20 protein-coding genes are annotated in these 22,138 nt (G+C 58.9%); 8 read left to right on the top strand and 12 right to left on the bottom strand.

Translation table 11 applies throughout. The features are described 5' to 3' along the window. Window positions 1-7 precede the first annotated feature (7 nt). The gene (locus ACXIQ9_RS04550; RefSeq protein ID WP_424174403.1) at window positions 8-1,009 is read right to left on the bottom strand and encodes a cysteine synthase A; all 1,002 of its coding nucleotides are present in this window, start codon (window positions 1,007-1,009) and stop codon (window positions 8-10) included. Window positions 1,010-1,093: 84 nt separating this feature from the next. On the opposite strand from ACXIQ9_RS04550, the gene egtB reads away from it, so the two are divergent. The 4 genes from egtB to ACXIQ9_RS04530 are packed head-to-tail and all read left to right on the top strand — an operon-like array spanning window position 1,094 to window position 3,924. Then, on the top strand, window positions 1,094-2,275 hold the full coding sequence (gene egtB / locus ACXIQ9_RS04545) for an ergothioneine biosynthesis protein EgtB (RefSeq protein WP_459015895.1): 1,182 nt from the start codon (window positions 1,094-1,096) through the stop codon (window positions 2,273-2,275). Further along, window positions 2,272-3,252, top strand: a complete 981-nt coding sequence (egtD, locus tag ACXIQ9_RS04540) for an L-histidine N(alpha)-methyltransferase (protein ID WP_459015894.1) — start codon at window positions 2,272-2,274, stop codon at window positions 3,250-3,252. Before egtB ends, egtD begins: the two co-directional genes overlap by 4 nt. Window positions 3,253-3,271: 19 nt before the next feature. Then, the gene (locus ACXIQ9_RS04535; protein ID WP_247476554.1) at window positions 3,272-3,499 is read left to right on the top strand and encodes a hercynine metabolism small protein; all 228 of its coding nucleotides are present in this window, start codon (window positions 3,272-3,274) and stop codon (window positions 3,497-3,499) included. Next, complete coding sequence (locus tag ACXIQ9_RS04530; RefSeq protein WP_459015893.1) at window positions 3,496-3,924, top strand: hercynine metabolism protein; 429 nt, start codon at window positions 3,496-3,498, stop codon at window positions 3,922-3,924. The genes ACXIQ9_RS04535 and ACXIQ9_RS04530 overlap by 4 nt, the downstream gene beginning before the upstream one ends. 66 nt (window positions 3,925-3,990) lie before the next feature. Here ACXIQ9_RS04530 and ACXIQ9_RS04525 read toward each other — a convergent pair whose 3' ends face one another. From ACXIQ9_RS04525 to ACXIQ9_RS04495, 7 genes are all read right to left on the bottom strand, one after another. Continuing rightward, the gene (locus ACXIQ9_RS04525; RefSeq protein ID WP_010314125.1) at window positions 3,991-4,254 is read right to left on the bottom strand and encodes a hypothetical protein; all 264 of its coding nucleotides are present in this window, start codon (window positions 4,252-4,254) and stop codon (window positions 3,991-3,993) included. A 45-nt stretch (window positions 4,255-4,299) separates the two neighbouring features. Continuing rightward, a complete protein-coding gene (gene lysS, locus ACXIQ9_RS04520; protein ID WP_459015892.1) occupies window positions 4,300-5,799 on the bottom strand; it encodes a lysine--tRNA ligase in 1,500 nt (499 codons plus the stop codon). Between the two features lie 9 nt (window positions 5,800-5,808). Then, window positions 5,809-7,224 carry a PP2C family protein-serine/threonine phosphatase gene (locus ACXIQ9_RS04515; protein ID WP_459015891.1) on the bottom strand — a complete coding sequence of 472 codons (1,416 nt, stop codon included), beginning with the start codon at window positions 7,222-7,224 and terminating at the stop codon, window positions 5,809-5,811. Between the two features lie 21 nt (window positions 7,225-7,245). Further along, the gene (gene ftsY, locus ACXIQ9_RS04510; protein ID WP_459015890.1) at window positions 7,246-8,685 is read right to left on the bottom strand and encodes a signal recognition particle-docking protein FtsY; all 1,440 of its coding nucleotides are present in this window, start codon (window positions 8,683-8,685) and stop codon (window positions 7,246-7,248) included. An 8-nt stretch (window positions 8,686-8,693) separates the two neighbouring features. After that, window positions 8,694-9,320, bottom strand: coding sequence for a transcription antitermination factor NusB (gene nusB / locus ACXIQ9_RS04505; RefSeq protein WP_459015889.1), 627 nt, complete (start codon window positions 9,318-9,320; stop codon window positions 8,694-8,696). Next, complete coding sequence (locus ACXIQ9_RS04500) at window positions 9,320-10,069, bottom strand: DUF502 domain-containing protein (RefSeq protein WP_010314136.1); 750 nt, start codon at window positions 10,067-10,069, stop codon at window positions 9,320-9,322. The genes nusB and ACXIQ9_RS04500 overlap by 1 nt, the downstream gene beginning before the upstream one ends. A 68-nt stretch (window positions 10,070-10,137) precedes the next feature. Beyond that, window positions 10,138-10,788 carry an HpsJ family protein gene (locus ACXIQ9_RS04495; RefSeq protein WP_459015888.1) on the bottom strand — a complete coding sequence of 217 codons (651 nt, stop codon included), beginning with the start codon at window positions 10,786-10,788 and terminating at the stop codon, window positions 10,138-10,140. A gap of 17 nt (window positions 10,789-10,805) precedes the next feature. On the opposite strand from ACXIQ9_RS04495, the gene queG reads away from it, so the two are divergent. The 4 genes from queG to ACXIQ9_RS04475 all read left to right on the top strand — a co-directional run bounded on the left by queG (window position 10,806) and on the right by ACXIQ9_RS04475 (window position 17,003). Beyond that, window positions 10,806-11,774, top strand: a complete 969-nt coding sequence (gene queG, locus ACXIQ9_RS04490) for a tRNA epoxyqueuosine(34) reductase QueG (RefSeq protein WP_459015887.1) — start codon at window positions 10,806-10,808, stop codon at window positions 11,772-11,774. A gap of 21 nt (window positions 11,775-11,795) precedes the next feature. Further along, window positions 11,796-12,683 carry a tetratricopeptide repeat protein gene (locus ACXIQ9_RS04485; RefSeq protein ID WP_459015886.1) on the top strand — a complete coding sequence of 296 codons (888 nt, stop codon included), beginning with the start codon at window positions 11,796-11,798 and terminating at the stop codon, window positions 12,681-12,683. Between the two features lie 25 nt (window positions 12,684-12,708). Further along, window positions 12,709-15,243, top strand: coding sequence for a DNA gyrase/topoisomerase IV subunit A (locus ACXIQ9_RS04480; protein WP_459015885.1), 2,535 nt, complete (start codon window positions 12,709-12,711; stop codon window positions 15,241-15,243). Between the two features lie 650 nt (window positions 15,244-15,893). Beyond that, window positions 15,894-17,003: a glycosyltransferase family A protein gene (locus ACXIQ9_RS04475; protein WP_459015884.1), complete on the top strand. Its 1,110-nt coding sequence runs from the start codon at window positions 15,894-15,896 to the stop codon at window positions 17,001-17,003. On the opposite strand, the gene ACXIQ9_RS04470 is transcribed toward ACXIQ9_RS04475, so the two are convergent. The 4 genes from ACXIQ9_RS04470 to ACXIQ9_RS04455 form a co-directional block, all read right to left on the bottom strand. Continuing rightward, window positions 16,993-17,694: a Rossmann-fold NAD(P)-binding domain-containing protein gene (locus ACXIQ9_RS04470; protein ID WP_459015883.1), complete on the bottom strand. Its 702-nt coding sequence runs from the start codon at window positions 17,692-17,694 to the stop codon at window positions 16,993-16,995. The genes ACXIQ9_RS04475 and ACXIQ9_RS04470 overlap by 11 nt on opposite strands. Before the next feature lie 5 nt (window positions 17,695-17,699). Further along, on the bottom strand, window positions 17,700-18,452 hold the full coding sequence (locus ACXIQ9_RS04465) for a hypothetical protein (protein WP_459015882.1): 753 nt from the start codon (window positions 18,450-18,452) through the stop codon (window positions 17,700-17,702). Window positions 18,453-19,680: 1,228 nt separating this feature from the next. Beyond that, window positions 19,681-20,826 (bottom strand): glycosyltransferase 61 family protein, encoded by a 1,146-nt coding sequence (locus ACXIQ9_RS04460; RefSeq protein WP_459015881.1) that lies wholly within the window; start codon window positions 20,824-20,826, stop codon window positions 19,681-19,683. Between the two features lie 315 nt (window positions 20,827-21,141). After that, window positions 21,142-22,128, bottom strand: a complete 987-nt coding sequence (locus ACXIQ9_RS04455) for an NAD-dependent epimerase/dehydratase family protein (protein ID WP_459015880.1) — start codon at window positions 22,126-22,128, stop codon at window positions 21,142-21,144. Window positions 22,129-22,138: the final 10 nt, after the last annotated feature.

Here is a 22,138-nt window from a genome sequence, read left to right as displayed (position 1 = left end):
ATGTGGATCAGGCCGCGCGCTCAGGTTGCTCCAGACCTTTGCCCTTCAGCCACTCACCGTCATAAAGCCGTGACCGATAGCGATCGCCGCTGTCGCATAGGACCGTGACGATGGTGTGTCCGGGCCCCATGCGACGTGCTGTCTCGACGGCCGCCGCCACATTGATGCCGACGGAGCCGCCGAGGAACAGGCCCTCCTGCCAGAGCAGGTCGTAGATCGTTTGAAGAGCGTCCTGATCGTGGATCCGGACCGCGTCATCCACCGGCGCCCCCTCCAGGTTCGCGGTCACGCGACTGTTGCCAATGCCCTCGGTGATCGAGTTGCCCTCGCTGCTGAGTTCGCCACTGGTGGCCCAGCTGTAGAGGGCGCTGCCGTGGGGATCAGCCAAGACACAGCGCAACTGCGGCTTTTTCTCCTTCAGATAAAGCGCCACGCCGGCATAGGTGCCACCGGTGCCGGTTGCCGCCACCCAGGCATCCACCTTGCCGCCGGTTTGCTCCCAGATCTCGGGTCCAGTGGTCTTGTAGTGGGCGCGGCGGTTGGCGAGGTTGTCGAACTGATTCGCCCAGACCGCGCCGGGAATCTCTTCGGCAATGCGGCCTGAGAGACGGACGTAGTTGTTCGGGTCCCTGTAGGGCACAGCCGGAACCGTGCGCACCTCAGCCCCCAGGCTGCGCAAGAGGCCAATCTTTTCGGCGGATTGGGTCTCGGGGATCACGATCACCGCCCGGTACCCGCGGGCATTGCAGAGGTGCGTCAGGCCAATGCCGGTGTTGCCTGCCGTCCCTTCCACCACGGTGCCGCCCGGCTTGAGCAGACCCTGCTCTTCGGCCTCCAACAGAATCCCAAGGGCTGCTCGGTCCTTGACGGAGCCACCGGGGTTCATGAACTCGGCTTTGCCGAGGATCTCGCAACCGGTCAGAGCACTGAGGGCATTCAGACGAATGAGCGGGGTCTGGCCCACTGCACCGACGAAGCCGGATGCGATCCCCGGAGTGCTGGCGCCCATGCCCATTTCTGCGTTACGGCGATCGTAGAAGCGTTGATGCAGCAAGGTTGAGCTTCTAGGGTCCGTTCAGCGGAAGCCGACGGAATGGTGACGACCTCAGCTGCCGCAGTCTTGCCGCGTCTGCAGGAAATCCGCCGGGCGACCGAGCAACTGATCGTGGGCTTGCAACCGGAGGACCTCTGCCTGCAGGGGATGCCCGACGCGAGCCCAGCGAAGTGGCACCTCGCCCACACCACCTGGTTCTTTGAAGAGTTCCTGCTGAGCCAGCTGGAGGGCTACGACTGCGCCGATAGCCGCTGGCGCTACCTGTTCAACAGCTACTACGAGTCGGTGGGCGAACGGCACGCCAGACCGGAGCGTGGCCTCCTGACCAGGCCTTCCATCGCTGAGGTGCTGGCCTGGCGCCAACGCGTCACCGCTGCGCTAATGGCCGAGCTCGATCACCTACCGGCCGCCCTGGTGGAACTGGGGCTGCAGCACGAGCAGCAGCACCAGGAGCTGCTGTTGATGGATCTGCTGGATGGCTTCAGCCGCAATCCCCTGGAACCTGAAGCAATCGCCGAACCCGAAGCGGACTACGAGGCCAGCTGGGCTGACCAGGGTCCCCAGGGCTGGCAACACTTCGAGGGAGGCCTCGTGGAGATCGGCCTCGATCCGGCGTCGGGACAATTCCACTTCGACAACGAAGCCCCCCGCCACCGGGTCTGGCTGGAGCCCTTTGCCATCAGCCAACGGCTGGTGAGCAATGCCGAGTACGCCGCCTTCATCTCCGACGGGGGCTACAAGCGCGCCGACCTCTGGATGAGTGAAGGCTGGGCCCATGTGCAGGGCCGGGGCTGGCAAGCTCCGCGCTACTGGCGGGGCGAATGGGAGTTCAGCCTCGCGGGCCGCAGGCCGCGCCATCCCGATGCCCCAGTGCGGCACATCAGTTGGTTCGAGGCCGATGCCTACGCCCGCTGGGCCGGGGCCCGCTTGCCCGAAGAGGCCGAATGGGAGCTCGCGGCCACCAACGACCAGCTGGCACAGGTCTTCGGCTGCCTCTGGCAGTGGACAGGCAGCCCCTACCGGCCCTATCCCGGCTTTGCGCCTGCCGCTGGGGCCATTGGTGAGTACAACGGCAAATTCATGAGCTCACAGTTCGTGCTGCGGGGCAGCTGCTTTTTGACACCGGCCGGACACAAGCGCCTGAGCTACCGCAACTTCTATCCACCCCACAGCCGCTGGATGGCCAGCGGAATTCGCCTGGCGAAGGGGGTGCAGCGATGACCAGCACCCTGCAACGCAGCGGCGTCCCGGAACTGCTGGATCTCCATCCCGCCGCCGCGGACATGCGCCAGCTGGTGATCGAGGGTCTGAGCCAAACCCCCAAGCAACTTCCCGCCTGGTTTCTCTACGACGCAGAGGGATCGCGGCTGTTCGACCTGATTTGCCAACAGCCCGAGTACAGCCTGACCAAGACCGAGACAGCCCTGCTCGAGAACCAGGCTCAGGCGATGGCCGCGGCCCTCGGGGAGGGCACCCTGGTGGAGTTCGGAGCCGGCAGCGCCCGCAAGGTGGGGCCACTGCTAGAGGCGTTGGAGCAGCCGGCCTACGTCGCCCTGGACATCAGTTCCGACCATCTGGCTACGGCCTGCAGGCGCCTGCAAGGGGACCATCCCGGTGTGCCGATGTTGGGCATCTGCTGCGACTACAGCCAACTGGAGCAGCTGCCGAGCCATCCCCTGCTGAAAACGCAACGGCGCCTGGGCTTTTTCCCGGGCAGCTCCCTCGGCAACTTCACCACCGCTGCCGCCGAAGCGCTCTTGCGGCAATTTCGGCGGCTACTCGGTCCCCGTGGAACCCTGCTGATCGGCATCGATCAACCCAAAGCAACCGAACGGCTAGAGGCGGCCTACGACGACGCCGCAGGGATCTCGGCGCGCTTCGCACTCAACCTGCTCCAACGGCTCAATCGTGATCTGGACTGCGATTTCGACCTGGACCAGTTCCGCTACCAGGCCCGCTGGGTGCCTGAGGCCAGCCACATCGAGATGGCCCTGATCAGCCAGCGGGAGCAGACGGTGCAGGCCTGCGGCCGCAGCTGGCACTTTGCGGCGGGCGAAGGCCTCGTCACCGAAACCAGCCACAAGTACAGCCCAGAGGCCTTCCTGGACCTCGCCGCCCGGGCCGGCTGGAGCAGCGAAGCCCGCTGGAGCGATCCCCGCGGCGACCTGTCGCTGCACCTGCTGAAGCAGGCAGACTGAACGCCCTCACGGAACTGCGATGGCGAGGGAAGATCAGAGGCGAGCGTCCCGGGAACTGCGGGAAAACCTGATTGCCCAACTCGAGGAGCTCTACGGCGAGGCCTTTGAGCAACTGACCACCCAAAACCTCGGAGAGGGCGCCATTGCCCGCCTCACCCAACTGCTGCTGCGCTCGCGGGAAGCGGCAATCACCCCTCTGCAGGAGGAGATCGAAGCCCCGCTGATCACCCGTCCTCCCTCGGCGTGAGTTCCTGGTCCTGGTGGGATGAGCTCGAAGACAAGCTCGAGCAGCAGCTCGAGGCCTTCCTGAGGTCCCACCCCGAACAAAGCGCACGGCTACGGGAGGAGCTGCTCAGCGAGGCCGCCCAACTGCGGCGGACCCTGCTGGAACTTGCAGCGGAGATCAAGCAGTGGCAAGGGCGCATGCAACGGGCACAAGCCGCTGGTGCCCATGACCTGGCCAAGCGGGCGCAGGATCACCTGGATGGACTGATGCAGCAGGGACGAGACCACTGGCAGCGCTTGGAAGCCATCGGCCAGGAACTGCAGCAGCGCCCGGCCCAAACCCAACCGAGACCCGCCCCCAGTCCCAGCGACAACCTGGATGCGGCCTGGGCCCGCTTTGAAACCGAGCAGGCCCTCGAAGAGCTACGCCGGCGGCAGGGGCTCTGATGGGGTTTCTACTCTCGAAACTGGGGCTGGGCATGAAAAAGGCCCCTGAAGCGGGGCCTTGATAGATCACTTCTTCGGTTCGGGGGGAACCAGGCTCACGCCCTCGGGCGGCGGAGTGGGATCGGGATCGGCAATCAACATGTGCTGCAGAACGATCTCGGGGCGCTCGCTATCGCGCCAACGGATCCGATAGGCGGGCATCTTGGTCCCACGGCTGGTGGTTTGCTCGACCGGCTCCATCACCCAGCCCCGGCGGGAGCGGCCCTGGGGATTGCGCTTCACCACAGCATCTGCATGCTTAAAGCGGAAGCCGACGCGTTCGCCACTCATCGAATCTCGGGCCCCCGACTGGGGGAGATTGCCTACTAGGTTCGATTATCCCATTGCAGGCGACGCAGCGCCGGATCGCGCCTCGGGACGCAGCAGTGGGAAGGCGATCACATCCCGGATCGAGGGGCTGTCGGTGAGCAGCATCACCAGCCGGTCGATGCCAATGCCGAGGCCGCCCGTGGGGGGCATGCCCACCTCCAGGGCATTGATGAAGTCCTCATCCACCTCCTGGGCTTCGTCGTCGCCAGCGGCCTTGCGGGCCATCTGGGCTTCCAGCCGTTGGCGCTGATCGACCGGATCGATCAACTCACTGAACGCATTGGCGGTTTCACGGCCAACGATGAACAGCTCAAAGCGCTCCACCAGACCCGGCTTGCTGCGGTGGGCCCGCGCCAACGGGGAGTTCTCCACCGGGTAATCGATCACAAAGGTGGGCTGGATCAGGGTGCTCTCCACCTTCTGATCGAAGGCTTCCACCAGCAGACGTCCGACCGAGTCCGCCAGTTCCGGCACCGCCAAGCCCTGGGCCTGCATCGCCGCCGCCGCCTCAGCCCGGCTGCCAAAGCTGCTGAAGTCGAGGCCCGTCGCATCGAGTACCAGCTCGTGCATCGTCGCCCGGCGCCAAGGGGGCGTGAGGTCGATCTCCGTGCCCTGATAGCTGATGCGGGTCGTGCCGCAGACCTGTTGGCACACGTGAGCAATCAACTGCTCCGTGAGATCCATCATGTCGTTGTAATCGGAGTAGGCCTGATACACCTCAATCGAGGTGAACTCAGGGTTGTGCCGGGTGCTGATGCCTTCGTTGCGGAAAATCCGGCCCAGCTCATAGACCCGCTCAAAGCCGCCCACCACCAGGCGCTTGAGATGCAGCTCGGTGGCAATCCGCAGGGTCAGCGGCAGATCCAGAGCGTTGTGATGGGTTTCGAAGGGACGGGCGTCGGCACCACCGGGCACGCTTTGCAGCACGGGGGTTTCAATCTCAAGAAAGCCCCGCTCATCAAGCCAACGGCGGATCGAGCTGACCGCAATCGCACGGCGGCGGAAAGTTTCCCGGGTGTCCGGGGAAACGATCAGATCGAGATAGCGCTGGCGATAGCGCTTCTCCACATCGGCCAGACCATGCCACTTGTCCGGCAGAGGCTGCAGGCTCTTGCTGAGCATCTGCCAGGTCTTGACCTTCACCGACAGCTCACCGCGATCCGTGCGGCGCAAGCTGCCAGTGACACCAATTAGGTCACCGGCATCCACCAAGGAGGTGAGGTGGCCGAAGTCGTCTCCGAGGGTGGCCTTCTCAATAAACAGCTGAATCGGACCCGTTTCATCCGCCAGGGTGAAAAAGGCGAGCTTGCCCATCACCCGGCGCGTCATCACCCGACCGGCGACGGAGACAGAGACATCCCGCTCCTCGCCATTCGGCAAGTCCGCATGGGCCTTCTGGAGCTCTGCGGTGCGGTGGCTGGGCTCAAAGCGCAGGGCATAGGGACCCTGGCCCAACTCCGCTAGGGCCTTGCCTTTCTCGAGGCGGGTCTCGCGCAGCTCAGACAAAAGACCGAATCAATCAGCGTTCGGCCATCCTGCAGGAGCATTGGGCAACGACGGCAGGGCGACCTCCTCGCGAACCTTCAGCACCACCATCGAGGCATCGTCATCGAGGGGGCGATCCGCTCCAACAAAGCGATCCAGGCGCGCGAACAGCTGATCCAGGATTCCTTGGGCCCCACCGCCGGAGCGGCAGGCCGTTTGCAGGGCCGCAACCAGACGCTCCTCGTCAAAGCGCTCGCCATTGAGGCCAGAGGCTTCCGTGACGCCGTCGGTGTAGCAGAGCAAGACATCGCCTGGCTCCAGCACAATCTGCTCGCAGCCGTACTCCGCCTCGCTCTGCAGGCCAATCAACAGACCCGGTGCATCCAGGCGTTCGACCGCGTGGCGAATCCGCCGCCAAATCAAGGGCGGATTGTGGGCGGCGTTGGCGTAGCGCAACAGCCGCGTGCGGGGGTCGAAGTCGGAATAGAAGAGCGTGACAAAGCGATGGGACTGGGCCAGGTCCTCCTGGGCCAATTGGTTCAGGTCGTGGAGGATCTGATCGGGGGGCAGGCCGCTGGAGACCTCGGCCCGGAGCATGCCCCGCAGCAGCGTCATCAACAGGCCCGCGGGGACCCCCTTGCCCATCACATCGCCAATCACCAGGGCCCAACGCCCCTGCTCCCGCTGGCGGCCAATCAACTGGGGCCGGGTGGGGATGAAATCGAAGTAATCGCCGCCCACTTCAAAGGCCGGCCGGCAGCGCGCGGCCAATTCCACCCCCTCGATCACGGGGCAGTGGTCCGGCAGTAACTGGGCCTGGATTTCACCGCCCGTGGAGAGCTGGCGATCGAGGCGCTCATGGCGCCGGGCCTCCTGCAGCAGTTGATCCCCCTCCACCGCAACCCCGGCCAGGTCCGCCACCAGTTGGACATGGCGGCGGTGACTCTCACTCCAGCTCAGGCCGGCCTTGGACCCGAAGACATACAGGCGGCCGCGAACACGACTGCGGGCAGCCAGGGAGGTGGCGACCAAGGGGCGATCCGCCAGCTGCCGGCGCACCAGAGCATCCAGCAGTTGGGCCACCGCCTCATCGCCGGAGGCCTGCTGCAGCTGCTCATCCGAAAGCGTTGCCAACTGCCGAAGCAACTCGGGGTGACTGCCGTGGAGCTGCTCGCGCCAGAGCCTGCCGTCGGGGTGGAAGACGACCAGCACGGCCCCTTCCGCCTCCACCAAGCGGGTTGCCACGAGGGGGACCAACTCCAGGAAGCGCTCCAGGTTGGTGAAGCTGCGCAGGGCAAAGGCCAACGACGCCAGCAGCTCCTGATTGCGGCGCTGCTCCTTGCCCAGGCTGTCCAGCAGTTGACGCAGTGAAGCGACGGCGGACGCCGGCTTCAGGGAGCCCACTCCGCCGGGATGAGAGTGATAGGCAGGCGGCAAGTTGCTCACTTGCGCGCAAGATAGCCGCGTTTATTTAGCCAGCAGGGCCTCGACGAACTCGAAGCTGTTGAAGGGCCTCAAATCGCGGATCCCTTCGCCCGCACCGATAAAGCGAATCGGCAACCCCGCTTCGGAGGACACCGCCAAGGCAACGCCGCCGCGGGAACTGCCATCGAGCTTGGTCAGGACCACGCCGGTGAGACCGGCGGCCTGGGCAAAGGCCATGGCCTGTTTCAAGCCGTTCTGGCCCTGGCTGGCGTCGAGCACCAGCAGGGACTGCACCTCAGCATCCGGCGCCAACTTGTCGACGATCCTGCGCACCTTGGTGAGCTCCTCCATCAGGTTGTGCTTGGTCTGCAGACGACCGGCGGTGTCCACCAAAACCAGATCCGTGCCCTTGGCCTGAGCCGCACCGATCGCGTCGTAGACCACCGCCGCAGGGTCAGCATTGGCGGAGGGATTGGAGACCACGGTGACGCCACTGCGCTCACCCCACACCTGAACCTGTTGGACCGCCGCGGCTCGGAAGGTGTCAGCGGCTGCGATCAGGCAGCTGTAGCCACTGCGGATCGCCAGGTTGGCAAGCTTGCCCAGGGTGGTGGTTTTACCGACCCCATTCACCCCGACCATCAACCAAACGTTCAGGCGTCCGCGCTCAGGAGCAAGCAACGCAGTGCCACTGGCCTTGATGGGCTGATCGAGCAGACCCTTCAGCTGGTCTTTGAGGAAGCGGATCCCTTCTTCAGGTTCCACCACTTCCTCATTCAGGCGCTTGCGCAGGGCCTCCAGGACCTGATCGGTGGCTTGCACCCCGACATCCGCGCGGAGCAACAAGGATTCGAGGTCGTCGAGGACCTCTGGGGTCAGCGGGTCGTCGCCAAGGGTGTCGAGCAACTGGGTGACGAAGCCCTGGCGGGTCTTCTCCATGCCCCGGCGCAGACGCCCCAGCCAGTCGATTTCCTCAAGGGAAATATCAGAGAGCTGGCGGCCCTGGGCGGCCAACACCTCGGCCGACCAGGTGAAGTCATCGTCAAAGTCCCCCAGGCTCGGGGCAGCCTCATCGGTCGCCGCCGGAGTCGGTTCGACGGGAGCGGCCGGGGTCTCAATGGCCCGCTCCAGCTGCTCCTGCTGACGCTGGGCCCGCTGGGCCGCAGCCTGCTCCAGCAACGACAAACCCACCACAGGCTCGGATTCCTGTACAGGCTGTACAGAGTCCGGAGTGGGTTCCGGGGTGGACTCGACTGGCTGTGCAGGAGCAGGTGCAGGTTCTGGCTCAGCAGTGGCGGCCGCGGCTTCTTGCTTTTGGGCTTCCTGCTGGGCCTTCAGGCGGGCATAGGCCTGGCGCGCCCAATCAAGAGCATCCTGATCGATGTCTGAGGGCTCCGCAGCTGCAGGAGTGGGAGCAGCAGGGGCCTCGTCCTGGGCAGGTGGCTCAGGGGCCGCGCTGCGATTGAACCAGTCGTAAACCATGCCGTCTCTCAGCTCTTGGCGGGGGCGTTGGTGAAACGACGCAGCACGCCGTTGATCATGCGGCGGCCCTGCTCATCGCTGTAGCGGTTGGCCAACTCGACGGCCTCATTGCAGGCCACCGGAGCGGGGGTGTTGAAATGCTCGATATCCACCGCAGCGAGCCGCAGGATGTCCCGGTCAATGCGAGGCAGCCGCGTCAGGCGCCAGCCCTCCATCACCGCATCCAAGCGTTGATCCAGATCAGCACGACCAGACAGCACCGCCCGGGCCCGCTCGATGGCACCGCGGCGGATCTCCTCTTGATCCGAGAGCATCAGCAGCCGCGGAAGCTCCAGGCTGGCGGACAGGCGGTTCAGGCCGTTCTCCGCATGCTCCAGGCCGTCCTGGAGGTGCTGGCGAATGCGGGGCAACTGACCAACGGCGCCCTGGTCCTGCAACTCGCTGTCGAGCAGCTGCTGTTGGGCGGCCTGCAATTCGGTGGCGGCCTGATCCAGGGCCTCCCGCACGTGTTGGCTCAGGGAGGCAAGAGCCTGTTGCAGCAGGGTGTCGAGGGAGGCGTCGGCGCTGGGCTGACGGTCACTGACCTGACCGAGCATCAGCAGGGCCAGTTCGCGGGCTACGGAGCGGCTCTGCATCAGGCCTTATTGGAGGGAAGGGGGGAGTAAGCGGGGGCCCGCAGCTGGGCGAGGAGGCTGGAGAAACTGCGGCTGGCCGGCGTCTCACGTTCATCTGGATTGACGATGCCCGCCGAGATGATCGTGCGGAAGGCGTCTTCCACGGACAGATCCAGATCCTGCACGGAGGACTCCGGCACCACGGCATACCAGCCGGTCGTGGGGTTCGGAGCCGTGGGGATAAAGACGCTCAGCATCGGCTTCTCAAAGCCAGCCGACAGGGTCGCCCCCAGAACGCCAGTCACGAAGCCCAGGGCGTAAAGCCCCTCTCGGGGGTACTCCACCAGCACGACGCGGCGGAAACGGCTGGAGTTATCCCGCAGGAAGGTCTCCAGCAATTGCTTGAGGGTCTTGTAGACGGAACCCGCCACGGGGATCCGTTGCAGCGTGCCCTCGCCGAACTCCAGCAACCAGCGACCCACGATGTTGCGGGCCATCAGACCGATCAACAGGATCCCGAGCAGGGGAACCAGCAGACCCAGGCCCAGGTTGATCAACTCCTGCAGCACAGGGTTGAGGGTGTTGAAGGGATTGAGCTGCTTCGGAATCGACGTCAAAAACGCCAGCACGAAGCGACTCACCGTCGTCGCCAACCAGATCGTGGTGGCGAGCGGAATCACCACCAACAGACCGGCGATCAGGTCGTTCTTGAGGTCCTGCTGGAGACGATCGCCCAGCGGTTGCTCAGGTCTGGGACTCGATTGCACCACTACGTTGCGTCGCTCAACTGGCCGGAATTCCGGTCACAAAGGGCCAACCTGCAACTTAGCCAGTCGCCCTACAGAACAGACGCCAGGGCGAGCAGGGCAAAGGCAATCACCAGAACAACAGCGGTGCCTGTGCCACCAATCCGGCGTTGGTTCAAGGCCAAATCACGGCGGGTTTCGGCCTGTTTGATTTGGTTCTCCGCCTGCTGCAGCTGGCTTTGCATGAAGGTGCGAGCGGCCTTCTTCTTCTCGTCTTCGCTGGCAGTCTCAGGGATCTGCCCGGTTTGAACCCCCTGCTCGATCACCTGCTCCAGCACCTTGGGGTTGTCGAGCTGGGCCTTCGCCATCTCCAACTGACCGCGTTGGGCCTGCAGGGACTGGTTGGTCTGATCGCTCAGGCTCTGATCACCGCCGATGGTGGCGGGAACCGTGAACAGCAGGGCCAGCGCCAGAACACCACTGATCACGCACACCGTCCAACGCAGGGGCGTCGGACCGGACTGGGGATCCTCGAGCCGCGCAGCGATCAGCATCAACAGCATCCCCACCAGAGCCATCGGCGACTGGGTGATCAGGGTGGAGCTCAGCAGCTGACGGAAGCTCTCATCGCCCCAACCGTTGACCGAGAGCACCGCCAGCAATTGCAGCGCCAGCAGGAGCACCAGGGTGATCCCTAGCCAGCGCAACAAACTGGAGAAGCGTCCTGCAGCTGCTGAACTCACCGGGAGGGCCTTGGAAGTTGGGCAAGCGTAGGGGCGATCAACCGCAGCCACAGCCCCTTCCGGCTGGAGAGCTGGCCAGCGCCCTCAAGGCCCAGGCCTTGGAGTTGGGCTTCAACCTGGTGGGGATTGCCTCGGCGAGGGGCAGCGAGCGGATTCGCCTGCGCAACGCCGCCCTGCAGCGCTGGCTGAGCGCGGGGCATCAGGGCGAGATGGCCTGGATGCAGGACCCCAAACGGCAAGCCATTGACGCCTTGCTGCCGGGGGTCCGCAGTGTTGTGGCGGTGGGGCTGAACTACTACGTCGATCGCCAGCCTGCGCCCGGCAGCTTGAAGGTGGCCCGTTACGGCTGGGGCCGGGACTACCACCGGGTGATCGATGGACGCCTACGGGCCCTGGGGCGTTGGCTCGAGAGCAACCAGCCGCAGACCCAGTGGCGCGCCTGCGTCGACAGCACACCCCTACTGGATAAGGCTTGGGCCGAGGAAGCGGGCCTGGGCTGGATCGGGAAACACAGCAACCTGATCAACCGCGACTGGGGCTCCTGGCTGCTGATCGGGCATCTATTGATCGACCTGGAGCTCCCCGCTGATGAACCCGCTACGCCCCACTGCGGGGCCTGCCGCGCCTGCCTGGACGCCTGCCCGACTCAGGCCATCACCGAGCCGTTTGTTGTCGATGCCCGCCGCTGCATCGCCTTCCACACGATCGAGAACCGGGCGGACCAGTTGCCGGCAGACATCTCCTCAGGCTTGAACGGCTGGGTGGCCGGCTGCGACATCTGCCAGGACGTTTGCCCCTGGAACCAGCAAGCACTGGTCTCCAGCACCGATCCCGTTCTGCAGCCCAGGCCGTGGTGGCTGGATCTCCAAGGGGCTGATGCCCTGGGCTGGAGCGACAGCGAGTGGGACGAGAAGCTGCGGGCCTCCGCCCTGCGGCGGATTAAGCCCTCAATGTGGAGGCGAAACATTGCAGCAGCCCTAGGCTGAGCGCTCGATCGCCCTGCATCGATGGCCGCGCGCTGGTTGAAGGTTCTGGCCACAGCGCCCCTGATGCTGGCAAGCCTCGCTGGGACCCCCGCCAAGGCGCTGGTGCCCTACGTGGTGCTGCCCAGCGAGCGCAACCTGGAGGCCGCTGGGCTGGGCATTGCCCAGGCCGCCAGCCGACTCTTGAAATTGGGCCAAGCGGAAGAGGCCGCCAGTCTCGCGGCGCTGACCGTTCAGCTGATCCCAACGGATGCCCGGGGATGGCTGCTGCTGGCGGAAGCCCAGTTGCGTAGTGGCGAGGACGCCGAAGCCTCCGCATCGCTCGAGCAGGCGCGAAACCTGGACCCCCGCAATGCTGGGATCCTTTTTGCCCAGGGCTCCCTGGCCCTCAAAGCCAACCAACCGGCCCGCGCCGTTGAGCTGATCCGCGAAGGTCAGCGCATCGACGACAAGAACGCCGGTTCCTACTTCGATCTCGGCAACGGCTACATCCTGCTGGGGGAATCCAAAGCGGCGCTCTCGGCCTTTGAGAGGGCCTCCAAGCTGCGCAGCGACTTCTGGGAGGCCATCAACAACCAGTCGCTAGTGCTCTACGAACAGCGCAAGGACGCTGAAGCGATCCAACGCTGGCGCTCCGTGCTGGCGATTCGGCCCACGGCAGCAGAACCGATGTTGGCCTTGGCTGCGGCTCTCAATGCCCAAGACCCCAGCAACGGCGAGAGCCTGGACCTGGCCAAGCGCGCCCTAGCGGGTGATCCCAACTACGTGCTCAGCAGCTATCAACAGGAGCAGCTCTGGGGCACCCGCCTGCGAGAAGCCACCAGCGTTCTGCTGGCCAACGCGAGCTTGAAGGGCGATGTGGAGCGGGCTCAGGCCAATGCCGATGCTGAGCCCGCGGAACAACCTCGGTAGGCTGAGCCGCACTTTCTGACCTCGGATGGCCAAGGCGCGTCCCGAAAAGCCGCTGCCCGACCCATCCGACGAGCGTCGTATCCAGCCGATTGAGCTGCATCAGGAGATGCAGCGCTCCTATCTGGAATACGCCATGAGCGTGATCGTGGGACGGGCCTTGCCCGATGCCCGCGATGGCCTGAAGCCCGTGCAGCGGCGCATCCTGTTTGCGATGCATGAGCTGGGGTTGACCCCCGATCGCCCCTACCGGAAATGCGCCCGCGTGGTGGGCGACGTACTCGGCAAGTACCACCCCCACGGCGACCAAGCGGTCTACGACGCCCTGGTCCGGCTGGTGCAGACCTTCGCCAGCCGCAATCCGCTACTCGACGGCCACGGCAACTTTGGCTCGGTGGACGACGATCCACCGGCCGCCATGCGTTACACGGAGACGCGTCTGGCGCCCATCGCCAATGAGGCGATGCTCGATGAAATCGGCAGCGACACGGTCGATTTCGCCAACAACTTTGATGGCTCCCAGCAAGAGCCAACCGTGCTCCCGGCCCAGCTGCCGTTCCTGCTCCTGAACGGCTGCACCGGCATCGCCGTGGGCATGGCCACCAACATCCCTCCGCACAACCTGGGAGAGGTGGTGGATGCCTTGATTGCCCTGGTGCGCAAGCCCGAGCTGAGCGACGAGAAGCTGCTGGAGCTGGTGCCGGGCCCTGACTTCCCCACCGGCGGCGAAGTCCTGACCGGCAGCGGCCTCCGCGACACCTATCTCTATGGCCGCGGCAGCATCCCGATGCGGGGCGTCGCCCACATCGAGGAGATTCAGCCAGGCAAAGGACGCCACAAGCGCGGAGCCGTGGTGATCACCGAGTTGCCCTATCAACTCAGCAAAGCGGGCTGGATCGAAAAGCTGGCCGAGCAGGTCAACGACGGCAAGATCAACGGGATCGCGGACATTCGCGACGAGTCCGACCGGGACGGCATGCGGGTCGTGGTGGAGCTGCGCCGGGACGCCAACCCGGAGAAGGTCCTGGCCGATCTACAGAGGCGCACGGCGCTGCAGAGCAACTACGGCGCAATCCTGCTGGCCCTTGTCCACGGCAAGCCGATCCAACTGAGCCTGCGCCAGCTCCTGCAGGAGTTCCTGGACTACCGCGAGCTGACGATTATTCGGCGAACCAAGCACGCCCTCAAGCGTGCTGAAGATCGACTGGAAGTGGTCGAGGGTTTGATCACCGCCCTCAATGCCCTGCAACGGGTGATCGAGATGATCACCGCCGCACCCGATGCCTCCAGCGCCAAGGCCAGCCTGCAGGTCCACCTCGACATCAATGAGCGCCAGGCCGATGCGGTCCTCGCCATGCCCCTGCGCCGGCTGACGGGCCTCGAGCAGGAAAGCCTGCGCAAGGAGGCGGACGACCTACGCCAGGAGCGGGCCCGCCTGCGACACCTGCTGGATGAGCGTCCAGCCCTGCTCGACACGATGGTGGCGGAGTTCAAGGCCCTGAAAAAGCGCTTTGCCACACCCCGGCGGACGCGACTGGTGGAAGGTGGCGATGAGCTAGTCGCCCAGCGCACCGCGGCCCAACGGCCCAACACGGAACTACTGCGCCAACGCGCCTTTGAAGGCCTCCCCAGCGATGGCCGCCTAGTGATCCAGGCCGATGGGCAGGTCAAGGTGATTGGCCCGCAATTGCTGGGACGGCTTCACCTCGATGAGCCAGCGCCCCTAGGGGACAACCCCTCACCCGCCCGCCTGATCCTGCCGATCAGCAGCCGGCCCGCCCTGTTGGCCTTCACCGATGCAGGTCGCGTGGCGTTGCTGCGCTGGGAGTTTGCCGGGCAGAACCCAGGCACCCTGGAGAAATTCCTACCCGAGGGGATGAGCGGGGAGCGGGTGGTGCAACTACTGCCGCTGCCGCAAGAAGCGGAAGGAAAAAGCGTGGGCCTGCTCAGCAGTGATGGCCGGTTCAAGCGTCTTCCCCTCGCTGAGTTCCAGGACCTTTCCGGTCGAGCCACGTCAATCCTCAAGCTCAAGGAAGGGGTCAGCCTCAAGCGCGTCGTGCTTTGCCAGGACGGGGACGATTTGGTGGTGGGCAGCAGCACCGGTCGCTTGCTGCGCCTGAAAGTCAACAAAGAAAACCTGCCGGTGATGGGCAGGAATGCCCAAGGTCCTGTGCTGCTGCGCTTACTACCGGGTGAAAACGTTGTAGGCGCTGCCATGATGAGCACCAGTGGTTGTGTCGTCCTTGCAAGCAAATATGGCGTACTAAAACGTGTAGAAGCAAAGAACCTACGGCAATGCAAGAGGGACGACATCGGGCAGCTCGGCATGAACTTGAGCCGACTCAACGACCAGCTTGTCGACATCCTGGAAGACAAGAGCGATCTTGTAGGGGCAATACTGAGTAGTGGCCGAAGCCTGCGACTTGATGCCGGCAAGCTGGACGCTGAAGACGGAACGAATAGTGCTAGAAGGCTGGTATTAGAGGGCGGTGAATCACTATCGGAGCTAGTTCCGCTGTTGACTGATAGGGACAGCAGTTCTGGGCAAAGGGTCACAGGTTGAAGGGTGAAAGTCTAGAAGAATGGCAGAGACAAACGGGCTTATTGGATCAGGTCAAACAAGTACAGACAGATGCAGCAGCAGTGCGATTTTTTAAGAGTATTAACACTCTTTTGGGGGATAAAGGCGACCTGGGTGAAGACTTAGAGTTGCGAATGGAGCCAAGTTACCTGAAAAGACAATCACCCTGGAGGAACGAGAAGCTGCAGCAGGAGTGAAAGATTAAAGATGGCGTGTATACGACGATTAGACCGGCATGCAATACCTGGAGTAGTGGCGATACGAAGTCTTGAGTACCAATTAAACGCGGAGCCTTCGTGGATGGGGCATGGCTAAGAACCAGAGGCAAGGAGGATAACAAGGAACGAACGAAAAGAAATAGTGACTAGAAGGGGGCTGGAAGCAATGGGCACATTAGTCACAGCGAGGGATCTTGTTTAAGGGATCTGGGTTGAAGGCAGGGAGATATAGGTCAGCGTAGAGACGACATAGCGGCTTCTTCAAGGAACAACGAACGCGCCGACGCGCCAGCAGTAGTACCCGGAAGAGACCGGGACGGGTACGAGAAGTACCGGCAGAAGCGGCTTGTGAGGATCGGTTGACAAGGGAGGTGAATGGGTAAGATAGAAAGAAGATATAGAGGGTAACCACAGATGATTTCGTACGACGATGCGCAGGCAATATCGTCGGCACTATTTCAAAGGCACAAGAAGTTTATACGACAGGACTTTAGAGCTATCAGCAAAGAGATTGATGCACCATTAATCACAGTTGCGATACCTAATTATAACAATGTGGAAATATTACCAAGAGTGCTAGAATCTCTAGAGCGTCAACAAGGCGTAAGGCTTTCGGTTGTTCTGTTGGACAACTGTTCGTCCGATGGATCTTGGGAGTTTATCGAAGATTATCAATACACCCATTCTAATTTCAACGCTGTGAGGACAAGGTCGAATCTTGGCCCGCACACAACTGGCAATATTCTTAGCAAGAGCTCTTTCACCGAATATATGTTGTACGCAAGCGGGAACGATCTGATAGCCGATGACCTTGCCGTGCTGAAGCTATATCTGTTTCTGGAGAGTCATAAGGGTTATGACCTTGCGTACGGGAGGAATGTGAAGGATGGATTGTTTTCTGAACCAGAAGTGTTCTGTCTCTCTGCACCAGACAAAAAGGAGCGAATGCGCATGGGACTTTCAGATGTTGACTCGATGGATATCGTGAATTGGTTGTACACGTCAAACGAACCATTATGGGGGTTATACCGGACAGACGCGTGTAAGTCACTGGTCAATAGCTTCGGCTATGGTTCAGACCATGTATCAACAACATCTATGGCATACTTTGGAGGCATCGCAGGACTTGATTTTGCTTGTAGAGAAGTCGAAGCAAAATTAAAGGACATGGATGAGCTAAGAGTTGAACAAGTACAAGTTCTTTATGGTTCGACCAATGGAGAGTCAGGATATCCACTAGACATGACGAATATGTGCTCACTGGCGAAGTCTTACTTTATTGGACTGTCTAAGCTTCAGATAGATCCTGAGACCAAGATCCTCGCAGTAGAGAATGCTGTGACGATCGTGATACTTAGGTTTTTTGACATCATACTGTGTGAAGCAAGAACAGTTAGTGACAAGCTACGCTGCAGCTCACTAGATAGCAGTGATCTACTGGATAGGTACAGAAGACTTAAAGATGATTACTTTTACGGCGAGGTACTAATACCACTGATCAAGAAGACAACACTCAATCTGTGAAGCCAAGCTGTTTGGAAATCTGAATCCCGACATCGATATTGAGATAAGTGCTGCCAATTAAGGTAGTCCCACCGGACAAGAGAAAAACAGCAAGCTTTTTTACGTCTTCGATATTCGCAACATGTCTCCTCGGTAGCTTAGATGCCAGATCATCTAAAGATTTGTGATCGTTTACTAAGAGACTAGTTAGTCTGTCAGTGGCGACAGGGCCAAATCTGAGCGATAGTGTTTCTAGTTGTGGCTTATCAAGGATTCTAGGAAGCGAGGCAAGAAATATCTCACAAGCACTTCTAGCAATGGCACTGTGAGCAAGTCGTGATTCTGTATTATGGATAACATGACTAGATACCATAATCAGTTTGGCATTGTGGGTTACCCTGAGATGAGTGAAAAGCTCAACATACGAGAGGAAATAGCTGTTAATGGCATCTTTATAAAGACTTATATCACCCACTGGGGATTCTTCGGAGAAGTCAAGGACAGGAAGTCCACCTGTGTTCAGAATAACTAAGTCATAAACATGAGCTGAGATTTCTGCTGCGATATTTTGTGTACTGAATTCAGAAGTATCGCGTAATGTGTCGAAAAGGTCTCTTCCTGCAGGTAGTGCATTGTATCCGAGAGAGGTGGCAACTTCATAGAAAGCGCGACCAATCCCCTTTGTAGATCCCAAGATAAGGGCTTCTTTCATCATAGTTAACTTGCAGGCTTGTACTGCTGATAGTTGTTCCTAGGAGGTTGCGACAGAAATTGATGTCGACGAACGAAATATGACTTGAGATCTTTTAATTCATTAATAGTAAGAGAATGGAGGGAGTCAGGATTATAGCACTTATCAGTAAATGCTGAAAGATAGGCAAATACAATGTCACAGTCGTGGGAATCACAAACAAGCTTTATGAAGTCGGTGCCCTCTTGGTGTGAACCAAATGAAATTGAAGACGACTTGTTAGATATCTCGGTAAGCTCAGCACTGGAGATATCGGAACCGTCTAGGGAAAATGAGGTATAGATAGGATGGGTGCTCAGGGTATTTGTAAGGAGAGGGTGAGACTCATCTAGTGCAAACATAGACGCAAGACCTAGAGAGACATAAACGGGAAAGGTATTATCCGGCGACACAAGACTGGAAAGCCAGGGAGCGGTGGCCTGCACGGAAAGGATCTTGCAGAAGTCAAAATGCTCGCTCGCTTTGAGAAAGCCGTCCTCAGAATCTATGGCCAAACCAATACGAAGGGCGGGGTTTAAAGAACGTGCATAAGATTTCATCTCAACCAAGACCTGAAAGCTAAGCTGTAAGCGCTGGTCAGTGAGATTAGAAATGTCCCTGTACTGAAAGGTAAGACGATCCGCAAGTAAGCATGAATCCCTAACCATAGACTCGAGTAAATAGACAGATCCCATATGGTTGTAACCAACTTCGACTGCAAGGTCAGGGATTCGGCTCATGAACAGTGATGATGATTTAAAGTGGAAATCGCCAATGATAATGAGAGCTAGTAAGAAAGTGCTGGCGACTGCATAGCCATCATTGCTCGATTAGAAGTTCTTGTCAAGCATGAGACGTTGGGAGTGGTCGAAGGTTGTTAGTGTTCATCAGGGCAAGGGGATGTCGTTATTCATAGACGTCTCTCGGAATGTAATTGAGATCAACCATACAGCCGACATTAGTAGTGATGTTGTCGCTAGAGTGAGTTGAACAGTCATTGATAAGACATCGCAGTATGTTGTGAAGGATGCAATATAGCGTGGGAAGTCAGCGATTCAGAGCTTCAGGTACCATTGGACGATTACAGGTGCAAGTGAGGTTGTTAACATCAGATCACGGTCAACCAGGAACACTAGATGACTTAATAGCGTGGAACTCTGAAAGTTAGCGAGTGAGTTAGTAGGAGTCATGTAGAATGGATGAAGCACTTAAGGTACATTTGTAGATCTACTCCTTCGGCAGTCAAGATCAATGTCACTGATGACGCCATAAAAAGCTCGATGCATCAAGCCATTCAAAGATGGCGCTTAGGAATACACTTGATCAATACAGCAAACATAAGATGGTCAAGGTAGATTGGTCAGGGCTAATACGTTATATTCCAGTTGTACGAAGACAATAACCGACAATAGCCGCCGGACGAATATCAGCGAACGGGCCCAGGTCTAGCAATAAGTACAGCATATTTAGGGCCGCAGAGAGAATAGTAGAGGCATCTAAGTACGCACAGGAGCTGCTTACTGAGTGTGATAACTCTGCAAGATTGATCGACATTCGGTAGGTGGTTATGGAGAATGTTCAAAGGATGCGGGTGCCGAAGGACTGCGAAGGGTGTGACTAGAAGAGTTGGGAGAAAAGAATACAGGGTAGTAACTAGAAGTCAGGGCTACGGTCTAGAAGTGATGTCCGGAAAGCATTTAATCCTAGATTAAATGCTTTGCATTAGATGCGGCGTGCAAACCCAGGCTTTATTGCAAGCGCTATACCTTACTATGTCGCGGTGGTTGGGAGGCGACCAAGCATAAGTCTACGTTGACAGTTCAGGTTCTAGGAAGGCGGCCGGCAAATAGGAAAACACATATTCCAAAGTCCACGAGGAGAGGAAATGAGCCACCTACAAAGAGATGACGTAAAATGCCGGATTACACGAGTTGCAAGTACGTCATAAGCGCATGCTAGGGGTTAAGGCTAAGGAAAGTCCTGAAGTTTATCAATAAGTTGGGAGATTTGATCCAGGTCATAAATCGCTGAACAGAGGGGTGATCCAGGCAAGACTTCTGGATCTGTCCCTAGTACATTGTAAGAACGATCTGAGATGAGGCTGCCATATGACCATCCCCCAGAAAGGAATCGTGGGTCAAAGGCTGCTAGTGGGTCGAGTAGTCCAATGTAATTTGAGGCACTACTCATGAAAAGAGATGCATTAATGTTTGAACTGCCGTCACCAATAATGATCTTGGCTCGAGATAAGAGATTGGCCTTTTGGCTGTAATCAAGATGTGTCGGGTCTACCAGATGGCCTCCACGATCAATAACCAGTTGATCAAGCTCAGGACCATTGCGTATCCGCATGGCAGTCTTATCACGTCGAACAAGAAAGACGATCTGGTCTTTATCTACAGTGTTACTAAAGGCTGAGCTAAGAATAGTTCCAAGGTATTGTTTCAGTGACCAGAGAGAAGACAGTGGACTAGCGGCGACTGGTACGAGCAACTCATCAGGCATGAAGACACGAGCAGCTCCAGTCGGTACGGTACATGGTAAGAAATTTTTCATGCCAAGATAACCCAGCATTGTTTCCTGCCACGGCTTCAGTAGATCAGGCGTCAAGACCAACAAGGATCGAGTGAGTGGGAGATGAGAGACATGTGAACTCCATGGGCCCACATAGTCGGCAAGAAAATGGCTGTAATTTGCATTGATTGGCAACCATGCAACTCGGCCAGGGATACGCTCACAAGAAAATCGATCTAGATCAACAGAAAAGCCTGCATCTAAAGGCTCAATAAAAGGAAAGAGGCCTAGATAGACGGCACTTTCCTTCGATTCACATAAGTAACTGTTGTTAAGAATAAGAAAGTACCTAAGCTCTCCGTTAGGCCACCTGTAAATGATGACTAGGGGTGTTTTAAATAAGAAGAGGTCACATGGGCGGTTGTCTAATGCTTGATTACGAAGAAAGCTAATAGAATCCCTGTCCAGTGGATAAGTGCCGATCGCCTTCCAGATTCGCTTAATTACGGACCAGTCAGGGCCTGGAGAGGAGGCAAGAAGTTCAGATGCATGCTTAGAGAAAGAGTTCTCCTCAGGTGGCAGTAGGAGAAGATTCGGCATATACGTAGATCGATTGGACTAGAAGTTAAGTTCAAAGCCGGTCGAGGATCGCAGGATGTTGAGAGAAGCTTTTCACTGGTTGCTCAAGTTAATCTCTGGATCTAACCTGACGATTTAAAGGCGTAGGGAGCAGGATGAGGAGTGATTGCTTCAGAAGGATAGTCCTCTGCACAGGATAACTGAGGGTGGATGGCTGTAGATAGATCATTAAGTAAAGTGGTAATGGTACGAGCTTCAATCGATCCGGAGCTAGATATTAGCGTTGGCATGGATGAACATATTGGGACAAGTTGAAGAATCAACATATCATGAATGTTACAAGCGCAGATCGTGCAGGTTTGGAGGTTGAAAGCCAGATCCAGTGCGTTGAATTGCCTCAGCCAGAGGAACAGCGACCTTGAGACCGAGCTCCTCCTGCACCTTGCGAATATCGGGTACATAGATGCTACGGGTAGCAGCATTGTCGATCTCGCCAAGGAACTGAACAGGTTTATCTGGCGCAAGGAGATTACGAACTAGATACGCAACATCTGCTATGGAGTGAGTCTCATCTGAGCCAACGTTGTAAGCCTGGCCGTGACGTCCGTACTGAAGCAATGCAAGAAGCCAATGCGCCAAATCACTCTGGTAAAGGTAGCTCCGCAGCGGACTACCGTCACCGCGAACGGTGATGACATCAGCTGTAAGGGCATCACGAATGAAGTTGCCAATAGCAAAATGAGCGTCAAGTGGCAGGTCGGGACCTACAAAAGCAAAACATCTGGCAACAACAAATTCGATGGGGTGAGCTTCGGCGTAAAGAGCGCAGAGGTGCTCTGCAATGCGCTTACCCATCCCATAGGCACTAGAAGGTGCAAGGGGATCTGGAATCCAGTGGTCAGATTCGGCCGCACTACTTCTGCCATGTGGAATGGTTCCATAGGCGCCTCCAGAGCTAATCATCAGGAAGCGTCTTGCACCTGAGCGAGCAGCCAACTCGAGGATATTACGCGTTCCTGAGGAGATCTGATCAAACCTTTCCAAAGCGGTAAGGTGACTAATATTTGTAGAGTCGGCAGCTGCATGAACAATATGGGTGAGAGGCGGGAAATCGCCAGCAGAAACCGTAGCAATATCACCTTTATGCCATGTAGTCTGCGGAAGAGATGCAAGATCTGGCCAACGACGCGCGAAAGCATCAGGATCACGACTAAGAAAATGCCACTCTGTCGTACTAGGTCCATGAGTTTGCAAATAACGCAAAAGAGAACGGCCAAAGAAACCCGTGGCGCCTGTCCACAGCAAAACTGAAGATTTCGTCATCAACAAAGAA

Source organism: Synechococcus sp. LTW-G, from assembly GCF_054459035.1.
This window is presented reverse-complemented; position numbering and strand designations above follow the sequence as displayed.